Genomic DNA, 13,082 nt, shown 5'->3' on the forward strand with positions numbered 1-13,082 from the left:
CCCGACACCCCCCCAGACGGCCAGGAACACCAAGGTCCGCCCCGGCAACCCATACCTCAAGGGAGCCCCGGGGCTCGCGGCCTTCGGCGCGGTGAGAACCAAGGGCACCCACCTGCAGGCGCGCTACAAGCGACTGACCGCCCGCCGTGGCCCGCTCAAAGCCCTGGTCGCCGTCGAGCACTCGATCATCACCGCGATCTGGCACATGCTCACCGACAGCGTCCCCTACCACGAGCTCGGCGGCGACTACTTCACCCAACGCGACCCCGAACGCGCCGCCCGCCGCGCGTTCAACGCCCTCAACCAGCTCGGCTACACCGTCACACTCAACCCGATCGAGAGCGCAGCCTAAGCACCGCATGGTCCGGACACCCGGCGGCCCACTGAGACCACCGGGTATCCAGCCATGCGCACACCATCCTGACCTGCTGTTTATTTACGCGTCAGACTCCCTTGTCAGCTGGCTCCAGAATCGCCACGCACTCCACGTGGTGCGTCATCGGGAACAGGTCGAACGCGCGCAGGGTCCGGCAGCGGTAGCCCGCATCGCGGAAGTAGGCGAGGTCGCGGGCGAGGGCCGCCGGGTCGCAGGCGACGTACGCGATGCGGCGCGGGCCCAGGCCCGCGAGGTGGCGGACGGTGTTCTTGCCCGCGCCCGCCCGGGGCGGGTCGAGGACGACGAGGTCGACCTCGGTGATCCCGGTGCGCGGGAGAGCCTGCTCGACCTTGCCCTGCTCGATGCGGACCCGGTCGAAGTCCCGCAGGTTGTGCCGGGCGTCCAGGACGGCGCGCTTGCCCGACTCGATGCCGAGGACCGCGCCCTGCTCGCCCACCCGGTCCGCCAGCGCGCCCGCGAACAGGCCGACGCCGCAGTACAGGTCGAGTGCCATGTCGCCCTTGCGGGGCAGCAGGCCCTGCATCACGGCCTTGACCAGGAGGTCGGCCGCCTGCGGGTGGACCTGCCAGAAGCCGCCCATGCCCACGCGGTACGTGCGGTCGTCGGCGCGCTCGCGGACGAAGTCCCGGCCGTGGACGCGGTGCACTCCCCCGTCCTTCTCGTCGACCCGCAGCACCGAGACGGGGCGGTCCAGCTCGACCAGCGGCAGCCGGGCGCCGGGGCGCGGGGTGAGGACGACCTGGCGGTCGCCTGAGCCGGTGGCGGCGATCGCCTCGACCGAGGCCATGCCGGGCCAGTCGCGGTGCTCGACGCCGAGTTCGCTGACGCCGGGGGCGGCGATCAGGCAGTGGTCGACCACCTCGACCTCGTGGGAGCGGTGCCGCCGCAGCCCGATCCGGCCGTCCTCGTCCACCGCGTACTGCACGCGGGTGCGCCAGCCCGGCACCTCGCCGGGCGGCAGCTTGTCGCCGGGCGCCGGCATGACGGTGCCGTCCCAGCCGGCGTCCTCGGGTTTCAGTCCGGCGAGCCGCTCCAGCTGCTCGGCGATCACCTCGCCCTTGAGCCGCCGCTGGGCGCCGGGCTTGGCGTGCTGCCAGTCGCAGCCTCCGCACTTGCCGGGACCGGCGAAGGGGCAGGGCGCCTCGACCCGGTCCTTGGACGCCTCGATGATCCGTACCGCGTCGGCCCGCAGGAACCGGGAGTCCTCGGCACCCTCGGTGACCCGGACCACGGCCCTCTCGCCGGGCAGGGCGTGGCGGACGAAGAGGACTCGCCCCTCCTCGGTGCGGGCGATGCAGTGGCCGCCGTGCGCGACGGGCCCGACCTCGACCTCGTACTCCGCCCCGACCAGCGACGACTCAGATTCTGTGGGCATGGCGGAGTGAGCTCCAGGTGAGGGAGGAAGGGGTGCAGCCCACCAGTCTACGGGCCCGCGGGGATCCTCTGCCCCGCTGCCCCGCGCCAGCTGTCCCGTGCCCGGGGACGCCCCGCGCCCGCGTGCCACCCCGCGCCCGGGGGACGGGCGTGCGCGCGGCCGCCGCGTCACTCCTTGCCGGTGGGCTCCTTCGTCCGCTCGTCGACGGGGCCGCGCCGCACCGAGCCGGGGGCGTTCCACTCCTGCCGCTTCCGCGCCCGCAGCTTGGCGGCCTCGGACGACCTGAGCTGGTAGGGCACCGAGGTGACCATGATGCCCGGCGTGAACAGGAGCCTGCCCTTGAGCCGCAGCGCGCTCTGGTTGTGCAGCAGGTGCTCGTACCAGTGGCCGACGACGTACTCGGGGATGATCACGCTCACCACGTCCCGCGGGCTCTCCCGCCGCAGCCGCTTGACGTAGTCGATGACGGGCCGGGTGACCTCCCGGAACGGCGAGTCGAGGATCTTCAGCGGTACCTCGATGCCGCGCCGCTCCCACTCCTCCCTCAGCGCCTTCGTCTCCGCCGGGTCGACGCCGATGCTGAGCGCCTCCAGGGTGTGGGAGCGCATCAGCTTGGCGTACGCCAGGGCGCGCAGCGTCGGCTTGTGGACCTTGGAGACCAGCACGATGGAGTGGACCCGGGACGGCCGGACGCTGTCCTCGCTCGGGCCCTCGGGGGCGGCGATCTCGTCCGACACCCGGTCGTAGTGCCTGCGGATCGCGGTCATGGTGCCGTAGAAGATCACCATGCCGAGCAGGGCCACCCAGGCACCGTGCGTGAACTTGGTGACGAGTACGACGACGAGCACCAGGCCGGTGAAGAACGCGCCGAAGGTGTTGATGGCCCGCGAGCGGATCATGCGGCGGCGCTCGGCGGGGTCCTTCTCGACGGCCAGGTGACGGTTCCAGTGCCGCACCATGCCGGTCTGGCTCAGGGTGAAGGAGACGAACACACCGACGATGTAGAGCTGGATGAGGCGGGTGGAGTCCGCGTCGTAGGCGTAGACGAGGACGGCGGCCGCCCCGGCCAGCACGACGATGCCGTTGGAGAAGGCGAGCCGGTCACCGCGGGTGTGCAGCTGGCGCGGCAGGTAGCGGTCCTGCGCGAGGATCGAGCCGAGCAGCGGGAAGCCGTTGTACGCCGTGTTGGCGGCCAGGAACAGCACCAGCGCGGTGGCCGCGGCGAGCAGGACGAACATGAACGTGCCGTCGCCGAAGACGGCCGCCGCGACCTGCGAGATCACCGGGTCCTGGACGTAGCCCGCGCCGACCGGGGTGCCGTCGCGCAGCAGGTCGATCGCCGGCTTCTCCGCCATCTTCACGTCGGTGGCCATGGCCAGGCCGATGATGCCGCAGAACATGGTGACGGCCAGCAGGCCCATCATGAACAGCGTCGTCGCGGCGTTCCGGCTCTTCGGCTTGCGGAAGGCGGGGACGCCGTTGCTGATGGCCTCGACACCCGTGAGCGCCGCACAGCCGGACGAGAAGGCCCGCAGCAGCAGGAAGAACAGCGCGAAACCGGCCAGGCCCTGCTGCTCGGGCTTGATCTCGAAGTCGGCGGTGGGTGCCGCCATCGACTCGCCGAGGACGAGTCCGCGGAAGGCTCCCCAGAGGATCAGCGAGAAGACGCCGAAGACGAAGACGTAGGTGGGGATGGCGAAGAGCTTGCCCGACTCGCGCACCCCGCGCAGGTTCATCAGCGTCAGCAGGACGATCATGCCGACGGCGCACAGCACCTTGTGCTCGATGACGAAGGGGACGGCCGAGCCCAGGTTCTCCACACCGGAGGAGATGGACACCGCCACGGTGAGGACGTAGTCGACCAGCAGCGCGCTGGCGACGGTCAGCCCGGCGCGGGGGCCGAGGTTGGTGTTGGCGACCTCGTAGTCACCGCCACCGCTGGGGTAGGCGTGCACGTTCTGCCGGTACGAGGCGACGACCGTGAACATGAGGACGACGACCGCGGCGGCGATCCACGGGCTGAAGTGGTAGGCCGACAGGCCCGCCACGGACAGCACAAGAAGTACCTCGCCCGGCGCGTAGGCCACGGACGAGAGCGGGTCGGAGGCGAAGACAGGAAGTGCGATGCGCTTGGGCAGGAGCGTTTCTCCCAGCCTGTCGCTACGCAGCGCCCGGCCGATCAGGATCCGTTTGGGCACGTCGGTCAGTTTGGACACAACTGGTAAGCGTAAGGCTTCGGCCAACGCGGTGCCCACCCGCCACCCCCCCGCAATGAAGGCAATCGGACGTCGGCGGAATAAGCTCGTCTGCGGGTGGCGCCGCTTGCCGCCCCCATCGTTGCCCGGCGGGACGGGAAGGTTGTTGTGAGCAGGGTGTTGTCGCAGGTCAGCGGAACGACCAGGAGTGCGGGGTAACTAGGCGATGCATGTCGTCATCATGGGGTGCGGGAGAGTCGGTTCCGCTCTCGCGCAGAACCTGGAGCAGCAGGGGCACACCGTCGCCGTGGTCGACCAGGACCCCACGGCTTTCCGCCGTCTGGGCGCCGGTTTCGGCGGCCGCCGGGTCACCGGGGTCGGATTCGACCAGGACACCCTCCGCGAGGCGGGGATCGAGGAGGCGGGCGCCTTCGCCGCGGTGAGCAGCGGTGACAACTCGAACATCATCGCCGCCCGGGTGGCCCGCGAGATGTTCGGGATCGAGAACGTCGCGGCGCGCATCTACGATCCCCGGCGCGCCGAGGTCTACCAGCGCCTGGGCATCCCCACCGTCGCCACGGTCCGCTGGACCGCCGACCAGATGCTGCGCCGGCTGCTGCCCTCGGGCGCCGAGCCGCTGTGGCGCGATCCCTCGGGCGCTGTGCAGCTCGCCGAGGTCCACACCTCCACGGCCTGGGTGGGGCAGAAGATCAGCCGCCTCCAGGACGAGACCGGTGTGCGGGTCGCGTTCCTCACCCGTCTGGGAGAGGCCGTTCTGCCCACCTCCCAGACGGTGCTTCAGGAGGGCGACCTGGTGCACGTGATGATGCGCACCGACGAGATCGAGAAGGTGGAATCGGCCTTCGCGGTCGGTCCCGAGGAGGCGGCGCACTGATGCGAGTCGCGATTGCCGGAGCCGGCGCGGTGGGGCGTTCCATCGCGGGTGAGCTGCTGGAGAACGGGCACGAGGTGCTGCTGATCGACAAGGCGCCCACGGCCATCTCGGTGGAGCGGGTACCGCAGGCCGAATGGCTGCTGGCCGACGCGTGCGAGATCACCTCGCTGGACGAGGCGGCACTCCAGCGCTGCAACGTGGTCATCGCGGCGACCGGCGACGACAAGGTCAATCTCGTCGTCGCACTGCTGGCGAAGACCGAGTACGGCGTGCCGCGGGTGGTGGCCCGCGTGAACAACCCGAAGAACGAGCGGCTGTTCAACGAGTCCTGGGGCGTGGACGTCGCCGTTTCCACCCCGCGGCTGATGTCGGCCCTGGTCGAGGAGGCCGTCAGCGTCGGCGATCTGGTGCGGCTGCTGCGCTTCAGCCACGGTGACGCCAACCTGGTGGAGCTGACGCTGCCGCCGGAGTCGGCGCTGGCCGGCACCCAGGTCGGCGATGTGGAGTGGCCGCAGGACACCTCGCTGGTCACCATCATCCGGGGTACGCGGGTGCTCACCCCGAACAAGGAGGACTCCCTGGAGGCCGGGGACGAACTGCTGTTCGTCGCGGCGCCTGCGAGGGAGGAGCAGCTGGAGGAACTGCTGTCGGTGCGCCGCGAGGACACGGCCTAGCGGGGCCTAGCGGCTGCCGTCCGTCCGTCCGTACACGGCCGAGGGGCCCGGCATCACCTCATCGGGATGCCGGGCCCCTCGGCCGTGTAAGCGGGACGCAGGTGCGGGGCGCTATGCGTCGCCCGCGGAGGCGGCCGCCCTGCGCTCCTGCTCCGCGCGTTCCTTCTCGGCGCGCTCCTCCGCCTCCATCTCGGCGAAGACGTCGATCGGCGGCGGCGCCTTCGCGAGGAAGATCCAGGTCAGATAGACCGCCAGCAGGAACGGCGGGATCTTCAGCGCGATCAGGACCCAGCCGAGCTGGGTGGTGTCCGCCCACCAGTACAGCGGGAAGAGGATCGCGCACTTGGCGAGGAGGATCAGACCCCACGCCCAGCTGGCCTTGGCGTAGGCCTTCTTCCGGCCGGGGTTGCGGGTGCGCCAGGACAGGTTCTCCCTGAAGACCGGTCCCAGCATCAGACCCATCAGCGGCACCCCGCACAGGGTGGAGACGATGTACGCGAGCGCCAGCCCCAGCGTGTACAGCATGCCGGGGAGGTAGAAGTCCTTGGCGTTGCCGGTCATCATCGCGAAGACGACACCGAAGGCCACGCCGAAGACACCGCTGAAGGCGTGCTTGACGGTGTCCTTCGCGGCCAGGCGGGCGATGCCGAGCACCACGGCGACGGCGAGCGCGGAGATCGCGGAGATGTGCAGGTTCTTGTTGATCGTGTAGATGGTCACGAAGAGCAGGCCGGGGACGACCGTCTCCACCATGCCCCGCATGCCGCCGAAGGCCTCGAACAGCGCGGCCTCGGTAACGGCCCTGCTGTCGGCTGCGTCCTCGGCGGTCCGGCTGCCCTGGCTGTGCTGCTCTGTCGTCGGCGGCTTGTCGAGTGACGTCACCGGCTACTCCTGTCCGAGCGGTCGGAGTTCGTACTTGGGATTGAACAGCACCCGGCGGCCGCGGCTCATGGAGATCCGGCCCGATGCGATGAGCCTGCGACCCGGTTCTATGCCCGCGATGGAGCGCCTGCCGAGCCACACCACATCCAGCGCGCCCGAGCCGTCGAACAGCTCGGCCTCCAGGGCCGGGACACCGGCCCGCGGTCGCAGGGTGACCGTCCGCAAGGTACCAGTCACCTTGACGATCTGCCGGTCGTCGCATTCGGCGATACGGGTGCATCCCGCCGCCTGCGCGTCCTCCTGCAGTTCGGCGGAGTGCAGCTCCTCCTGTGAGCTGGACAGCCGGTCGAGCAGCCGGCGGAACCGGCTCGCCGGCTTCTCGTGGCGGGTTGCAGCGCTCATACCGTTAGCGTAACGGGCCCGGCCGCCGGCCAATCACCCTCGAACACACAACCGACCCGCTCGTGCCGGCCCGGCACGCGGACGGCCCGCCGCCGGGTCCCCCGCGCGAGCGGGGGTCCGGCGCGGGCCGTCCGGTGGGTCGAAACGGTGCGAGCGGCGCGGAGCCTGCCTGCCGCGGCGGCCGGATCCGTCAGCGGACCTCGGTGATCTCCGGACCGCGGCTGAGCTTGCCCATGCCGCCGGAGAACCGGGAGCCGGTCTCCTCCTGCTGCACGCCCTCGGGCACCATCTGCGCGTCGTCGGGCAGCTTGAGGACGATCGGGTCGCGGGGTGCCATCGGGCCGTCGCCGCGCACCACCACGGTGTCCCGGAAGATCTGTTCGAGCAGCCCGGCGGCCTGCGGCTGCACCGCGCCCTGGCCGGAGATGACACCGCGCAGGAACCAGCGGGTGCCGTCCACGCCGACGAAGCGCACGAGCTGGACGCCGTTCGTGCCGTCCGGCAGCTGTACGGGCACCTGCGCACGCAGTTCCCAGCCGAGCGGGCCCTCGACCTCGTCGATGATGCCGCCCTGCTTGGTGATGCCGGTGGCGATCTCCTCGCGCACCTCGCCCCAGATGCCCTCCTTCTTGGGGGCGGCGAAGGCCTGCAGCTGGATGGCGCTGTCGCGCAGCACCACCGTGGCCGCGACGATCGCGTCGCCGGCCACCTCGACCCGCAGTTCCATGCCCTCGACCCCGGGGACGAACAGTCCCCCGAGGTCGACCCGGCCCTCACCGGGCCGGGAGACCTCGGAGACGTCCCAGGGGCCGTCGGGGCGGGGGGCCGGCGGCAGGTTCACCCGGCGCGGCTCGCCGCTGTCGGGGCCCTCGGCGTCCTGATCCTCGTCGACGCCGTCGACGACCTGCTCGGCCTCGCCCGCCGAGCCCTCGGCGGAGTCCCTCTTCTTGCGACGTCCGAACACGTCACTGTCCTTCCCGGTCGGATACGACCGAAGCGTATCGATTCCCGCCCTTGTGCCCTTGGCTGTCGCCGTCCGTGGCCGCATGGCCTCCCGTGGACCCGAAGCCCCCGTCGGCCCGCGCCGAGCCGGGGAGTTCCGCGACCTCGTGGAAGCGCACTTTCTCGACCTGCTGGACGATCAACTGGGCGATCCGGTCGAAGCGCTCGAACCGCACGCTCTCGCGCGGGTCGAGGTTGACCACGATCACCTTGATCTCCCCACGGTACCCGGCATCAACCGTCCCCGGGGCATTCACGAGGGCGACTCCGCAGCGAGCGGCGAGACCGGACCTCGGGTGCACGAACGCGGCGTACCCGTCGGGCAGCGCCAGGGACACCCCGGTGGGCAGGACGGCCCGCTCGCCGGGGGCCAGTTCCGCGGCCTCGGTGGTGACGAGATCCGCGCCGGCGTCGCCCGGGTGCCCGTACGCCGGGACCGGCACCTCCGGGTCGAGCCGCCGGATGAGCACGTCGACGGGGCCGCGGCTCACGGATTCACCTCGAAGGCGCGGGCGCGACGGACCTGGTCGGGATCGGACATGGCGGCCCGGATCTCCTCCGGGCGGCCGTTGTCGATGAAGTGGTCGACCTTGACCTCGACGAACAGGGCGTCCGCGCGGATGGCGACGGGCCCGTCGGGGCCGCCGATCCTGCCGGTCGCGGTGCTGTAGATCTTACGCCCGTCGACGGCGGTCACCTCGGACTGCAGGTGCAGCACGGTGCCGACCGGCACCGGGCGCACGTAGTCGGTCTCCAGCCGCCCGGTCACGGCGATCACCCGCAGCAGCCAGCTCAGCGCGCCGAGCGTCTCGTCCAGCGCGGTGGCCAGTACGCCGCCGTGCGCGAGGCCGGGCGCGCCCTGGTGGGCGGGCTGCACGGTGAACTCGGCGGTCACCGTGACACCCTCTCCGGCACGCGCCATCAGGTGCAGGCCGTGCGGTTGCCCGTCGCCGCAGCCGAAACAGTGCTCGTAGTGTGCGCCGAGGAGTTCCCCGGGCGCCGGGGCTTCGGGGTGCCGTACCGGCTTCCGGGCTCCTGGTGGCGGGGTCAGCGCCGAAGTTGTTCCACTCACAGGCGCAGACCTTACCCGCGCATCAACCAGCCGGTGTCACCGTGCCAAGCTTGTGGGCATGCAGCCTTCTGCCCCGTCCTACGAAGAACGCCTGACCGCTCCCCCCGCGTGGTGGGTCATCTGCGGTATCACCGGGATCGTCTGCGCGCTGATCCTGGTGCCCCTGGGCTCGCTGGCACCTCTCGCGGGACTCATCGGCGGCTGGGTGCTCGCCGGGGTGGCGGCGAGCGCCTACGGGTCGGTACGCATCCGGGTCGTGGCCGGCTCACTGGTCGCGGGCGACGCGAGGATCCCCTTGTCGGCACTGGGCACGACCGAGGTGCTGGACGCGGAGGAGGCCCGCGCCTGGCGCACGTACAAGGCGGACACGCGCGCCTTCATGCTGCTGCGCGGCTACATCCCGACGGCGCTGCGGGTCGAGGTCACCGACCCCGACGACCCGACGCCGTACCTGTATCTGTCGACCCGCCGTCCCGAGGAGCTGGCCGCGGCCCTCGCCGCGGTGCGGACGGCCGGCTAACGGGCGGCGCTCAGCGGCCGAGCTCCCGGGGCGGCTGTCCCGGGTCGATCGGGTCCTGCGGCTGGTCCAGGGAGGGCAGCGCCTCCAGGGCGCTCCACGGGACCTGGCGGGTCCGAAGGTCCTTGCGGATCTTCTCCGCGAGTTTCCTGGTGTCGCGGCGGTTCATCACGGCTCCGACCGCCGCGCCGACCATGAACGGCATCAGGTTCGGCAGGTTGCGCACCATCCGCTTCATGATCTGCTGGCGCAGCTGGTGCTTCATGTGGCTGCTGAGCGCGCCGTTGAAGGTCGACGGCCGGGAGAGGTCGACGCCGCGCTCGTCGGACCAGGCGGCGAGGTACGCGGTGCCGCGCTGCTTCAGACCGCCCGGTGGGCGCTGTCCGTAGACCTCGTGCAGTTCCGCGACGAGCTTGAGCTCGATCGAGGCCACGCCGAGGATCTCGGCGGCCAGTTCTGTGGGCATCGCGGGCGGCACCGGCATCATCGCGGCGGCGCCGATCCCGGCGCCCACCGTCGAGGTGGCGTTGGCGGCGCCCGCGACGAGTCTGTCGGCGAGCTGCTCCGGGCCGAGGCCCGGGAACTGTCTGCGCAGGGCGGCCAGATCGCGCACCGGTACGCGCGGGGCCGTCTCGATGAGCCGGTCCGCGAGGAACCCGAGACCGGCCTTGGCGCCCGCCCGGCTGCTGCGCACCGCGCTGAGCACTCCGTCCTTGACGAAGGACAGGCGGCGAGCCCCGGGGGTCGGCCGGGGCCCTTCGTTCACCCCCGTGACGACCGGCAGGGGAGCGTCGGACCCGGAGGGCGTCACGGCGCCCTCCGCCGGGCCTGTGCCGCCCTCGTGGGCCTCAGGTCGCACCTGCCCCCGGAAGTCGGGCTTCCGGGCCGGTGTGGAGCCTGCCACGGCCGGGCCGGCCTCAGTCGCAGTCTCGGCAGATGGGCTGGCCGTTCTTCTCACGGGCCAGCTGGCTGCGGTGATGGACCAGGAAGCAGCTCATGCAGGTGAACTCGTCCGCCTGCTTGGGCAGCACCCGGACCGCCAGCTCCTCGTTCGAGAGATCGGCGCCCGGGAGCTCGAGCCCTTCGGCCGCCTCGAACTCGTCCACGTCGACGGTCGAGGTCGTCTTGTCGTTGCGCCGGGCCTTCAGCTCTTCGATGCTGTCCTCGTTGAGGTCGTCATCGGTCTTGCGTGGGGTGTCGTAGTCCGTAGCCATTTTGTCGCTCTCCCCCTCTGGGTGTCTGCGGTGTCTCAGCGCACGTAACGCGTGAGAGGCCGGACTTGTGCCCGACCCGAGGCGGAGATTTTGCCTCACATCAAGGTCTGTTACTCAATCGACACCCAACCGCACCTCTGGCGAGGTGATCGGGCTGGATGCGGTGGGGACCATACACGGTCCCACTGATGCTGCTCACGGGCGCCACCCCGTGTACTTCCCGTGATCACGGCCCCTCAAAACCCGGATTTTCCAGGCTTTCCGGCAGGTCAGCCGATCACATAGCGTACGCGACCGGAAAACCGCCCGTGTGATCGATCACACACGGGTTCCCACGGAACAGGTCCCGAAAATTCCGCTCAAAGCGAACTGGAGGCGGACCGCTCAGAACCGTCAAACCGGCAGGCTCACCAGCATGTCGAGCCCGCCGCCCTCGCGCGGTGTCGCGGTGATGCGGCCGCCGTGGGCACGCGCCACGGAGCGCGCGATGGACAGCCCCAGGCCGACGCCCTTGTCGCTGCCGGTCCGCTCCGTCCGCAGCCTGCGGAAAGGCTCGAAGAGGTTGTCCACCTCGTACGCCGGCACCACAGGCCCCGTGTTGGACACCGTGAGAACCGCCTCCCCCGGGAGCAGCCGCGTGGTCACCTCGACCCACCCGCCCTCGGCCGCGTTGTAGCGCACGGCGTTCTGCACCAGGTTCAGCGCGATCCGCTCCAGCAGCACCCCGTTGCCCTGCACGACGGCCGGTGCGCGCTCCCCGCGGATCTCCACGCCCTTGGCCTGGGCCTCCCCGCGCACCTGCTCGATGGCGCGGGCGGCCACCTCGGCGAGGTCGACAGGCTTGCGCTCGACGACCTGGTTCTCGCTGCGGGCCAGCAGCAGCAGTCCCTCCACGAGCTGCTCGCTGCGCTCGTTCGTCGCCAGGAGCGTCTTGCCGAGCTGCTGGAGCTCCGCGGGGGCGCCCGGGTCGGAGAGCGACACCTCCAGCAGGGTGCGGTTGATCGCCAGCGGCGTCCGCAGCTCGTGCGAGGCGTTGGCCACGAAGCGCTGCTGCGCCGTGAAGGCCCGCTGGAGCCGGCCCAGCATCTCGTCGAAGGTGTCGGCCAGCTCCTTCAGCTCGTCGTCGGGGCCGTCCAGCTCGATCCGGCGGGACAGGTCGGAGCCGGCGACCTGCCGGGCGGTGCGGGTGATCCGGCCCAGCGGGGACAGCACCCGGCCCGCCATGGCGTAGCCGAAGGCGAACGCGATCACGCTGAGACCGAGCAGGGCCAGCAGCGAGCGGCTGAGCAGTTCGTCGAGCGCCTCCCGGCGGCGGTGGTCGGTGCACTCACTGATCGCCGCGTTGAACTCGCTGATCTGCTGCTCACCCGCGATCTGGGGGCAGTCCGGGCTGGAGACCTTGGTGTCCGGGCCGGAGACGATCTCGAAGAGCGGCTCGTTGCCGGTGTTGATCGCCTGGGCGGCCAGCAGATAGATGATCGACAGCAGCAGGATGCCCGCTATCAGGAACATCCCCCCGTAGAGCAGGGTGAGCCTTATCCGGATGGTGGGCCGCAGCCAGGGCAGCTGGTACTGCGGCACGGACGGCGGGTCCCAGGTGGGTTTCGGGGGCACCGAGGCCGGCGCGGGAGTCGTGGCCACGCCGATCAGATCCGGTAGCCGGAGCCGGGAACCGTGACGATGACGGGGGGCTCGCCCAGCTTCCGGCGCAGCGTCATCACCGTCACCCGCACCACGTTCGTGAACGGATCGGTGTTCTCGTCCCACGCCTTCTCCAGCAGTTGCTCGGCCGAGACCACAGCGCCCTCGCTGCGCATCAGCACCTCGAGCACCGCGAACTCCTTGGGTGCCAGCTGCACCTCGCGCCCGTCGCGGAACACCTCGCGGCGGTTCGGGTCCAGCTTGATGCCGGCCCGCTCCAGGACGGGCGGCAGCGCCACCGTCGTACGGCGGCCCAGGGCGCGCACCCGTGCGATCAGCTCGCTGAAGGCGAAGGGCTTGGGGAGGTAGTCGTCGGCGCCTATCTCCAAGCCCTCGACGCGGTCGCTCACGTCGCCGGAGGCGGTCAGCATCAGGACGCGGGTGGGCATGCCCAGCTCGACGATCTTCCGGCAGACGTCGTCGCCGTGGACGAGGGGCAGGTCCCGGTCGAGGACGACCACGTCGTAGTCGTTGACGCCGATGCGTTCGAGGGCGGCGGCCCCGTCGTAGACGACGTCGACTGCCATGGCCTCCCGGCGCAGTCCGGTGGCCACCGCATCGGCGAGCAGTTGCTCGTCCTCGACGACGAGTACGCGCACGGCGTTCGTTCCTTCCAGAAGGTGCCCGGGGGCAGGTGTGGGAGCCCGAAGGGTTCGAGCCATGACCAATCCTGCCCCCAACAACCGTAAACCGGCGGTAAGGCGGCTTACGGCGGCGATACGGAGGCGATCGGGCGGGGTGCGGCAGGGGTGACGG

Annotated in this window: 14 protein-coding genes and 1 pseudogene; 4 read left to right on the forward strand and 11 right to left on the reverse strand. The window is 70.9% G+C overall.

The features are described from left to right. Positions 1-352, forward strand: a pseudogene (locus tag GUY61_RS24860) (IS110 family transposase); the annotation flags it as partial. Positions 353-443: 91 nt separating this feature from the next. On the opposite strand, the gene GUY61_RS24865 reads toward GUY61_RS24860, so the two are convergent. Together GUY61_RS24865 and GUY61_RS24870 are read right to left on the reverse strand one after the other, a co-directional pair. Continuing rightward, on the reverse strand, positions 444-1,772 hold the full coding sequence (locus GUY61_RS24865; RefSeq protein ID WP_166632474.1) for a class I SAM-dependent RNA methyltransferase: 1,329 nt from the start codon (positions 1,770-1,772) through the stop codon (positions 444-446). 167 nt (positions 1,773-1,939) lie between these two features. Beyond that, on the reverse strand, positions 1,940-3,988 hold the full coding sequence (locus tag GUY61_RS24870; RefSeq protein WP_166632475.1) for an APC family permease: 2,049 nt from the start codon (positions 3,986-3,988) through the stop codon (positions 1,940-1,942). Positions 3,989-4,193: 205 nt separating this feature from the next. Here GUY61_RS24870 and GUY61_RS24875 point away from each other — a divergent pair, with 205 nt between their 5' ends. Both GUY61_RS24875 and GUY61_RS24880 read left to right on the forward strand, forming a co-directional pair. Continuing rightward, positions 4,194-4,862 carry a TrkA family potassium uptake protein gene (locus GUY61_RS24875; protein ID WP_166632476.1) on the forward strand — a complete coding sequence of 223 codons (669 nt, stop codon included), beginning with the start codon at positions 4,194-4,196 and terminating at the stop codon, positions 4,860-4,862. Further along, complete coding sequence (locus GUY61_RS24880; RefSeq protein WP_166632477.1) at positions 4,862-5,536, forward strand: TrkA family potassium uptake protein; 675 nt, start codon at positions 4,862-4,864, stop codon at positions 5,534-5,536. The genes GUY61_RS24875 and GUY61_RS24880 overlap by 1 nt, the downstream gene beginning before the upstream one ends. Before the next feature lie 111 nt (positions 5,537-5,647). Here the strand turns inward: GUY61_RS24880 and GUY61_RS24885 are convergent, their stop codons facing one another. The 5 genes from GUY61_RS24885 to GUY61_RS24905 all read right to left on the reverse strand — a co-directional run bounded on the left by GUY61_RS24885 (position 5,648) and on the right by GUY61_RS24905 (position 8,894). Then, positions 5,648-6,418, reverse strand: coding sequence for a DUF3159 domain-containing protein (locus tag GUY61_RS24885; protein WP_166632478.1), 771 nt, complete (start codon positions 6,416-6,418; stop codon positions 5,648-5,650). Positions 6,419-6,421: 3 nt separating this feature from the next. Further along, positions 6,422-6,820 carry an OB-fold nucleic acid binding domain-containing protein gene (locus GUY61_RS24890; protein WP_166632479.1) on the reverse strand — a complete coding sequence of 133 codons (399 nt, stop codon included), beginning with the start codon at positions 6,818-6,820 and terminating at the stop codon, positions 6,422-6,424. A 190-nt stretch (positions 6,821-7,010) separates the two neighbouring features. Beyond that, positions 7,011-7,784: a DUF3710 domain-containing protein gene (locus GUY61_RS24895; protein ID WP_166632480.1), complete on the reverse strand. Its 774-nt coding sequence runs from the start codon at positions 7,782-7,784 to the stop codon at positions 7,011-7,013. Between the two features lies 1 nt (position 7,785). Next, entirely contained in the window at positions 7,786-8,313 is a 528-nt protein-coding gene (dut, locus tag GUY61_RS24900) for a dUTP diphosphatase (RefSeq protein ID WP_166632481.1), read from the reverse strand. Next, positions 8,310-8,894, reverse strand: a complete 585-nt coding sequence (locus GUY61_RS24905) for a PaaI family thioesterase (RefSeq protein ID WP_166632482.1) — start codon at positions 8,892-8,894, stop codon at positions 8,310-8,312. The genes dut and GUY61_RS24905 overlap by 4 nt, the downstream gene beginning before the upstream one ends. A 58-nt stretch (positions 8,895-8,952) precedes the next feature. Between GUY61_RS24905 and GUY61_RS24910 the strand changes: the two genes are divergently transcribed. Next, complete coding sequence (locus GUY61_RS24910; RefSeq protein ID WP_166632483.1) at positions 8,953-9,414, forward strand: DUF3093 domain-containing protein; 462 nt, start codon at positions 8,953-8,955, stop codon at positions 9,412-9,414. Positions 9,415-9,424: 10 nt separating this feature from the next. Here the strand turns inward: GUY61_RS24910 and GUY61_RS24915 are convergent, their stop codons facing one another. The 4 genes from GUY61_RS24915 to GUY61_RS24930 form a co-directional block, all read right to left on the reverse strand. Next, positions 9,425-10,315, reverse strand: coding sequence for a hypothetical protein (locus tag GUY61_RS24915; protein ID WP_313896840.1), 891 nt, complete (start codon positions 10,313-10,315; stop codon positions 9,425-9,427). Between the two features lie 13 nt (positions 10,316-10,328). Next, a complete protein-coding gene (locus GUY61_RS24920) occupies positions 10,329-10,625 on the reverse strand; it encodes a DUF4193 domain-containing protein (RefSeq protein WP_166632484.1) in 297 nt (98 codons plus the stop codon). A 393-nt stretch (positions 10,626-11,018) separates the two neighbouring features. Next, on the reverse strand, positions 11,019-12,266 hold the full coding sequence (locus tag GUY61_RS24925; RefSeq protein ID WP_166632485.1) for a HAMP domain-containing sensor histidine kinase: 1,248 nt from the start codon (positions 12,264-12,266) through the stop codon (positions 11,019-11,021). Positions 12,267-12,271: 5 nt separating this feature from the next. Continuing rightward, complete coding sequence (locus tag GUY61_RS24930; RefSeq protein WP_166632486.1) at positions 12,272-12,925, reverse strand: response regulator transcription factor; 654 nt, start codon at positions 12,923-12,925, stop codon at positions 12,272-12,274. Between the last annotated feature and the right edge of the window lie 157 nt (positions 12,926-13,082).

The organism is Streptomyces sp. GC420 (assembly GCF_009916105.1).
Classification (GTDB): Bacteria; Actinomycetota; Actinomycetes; order Streptomycetales; family Streptomycetaceae; genus Streptomyces.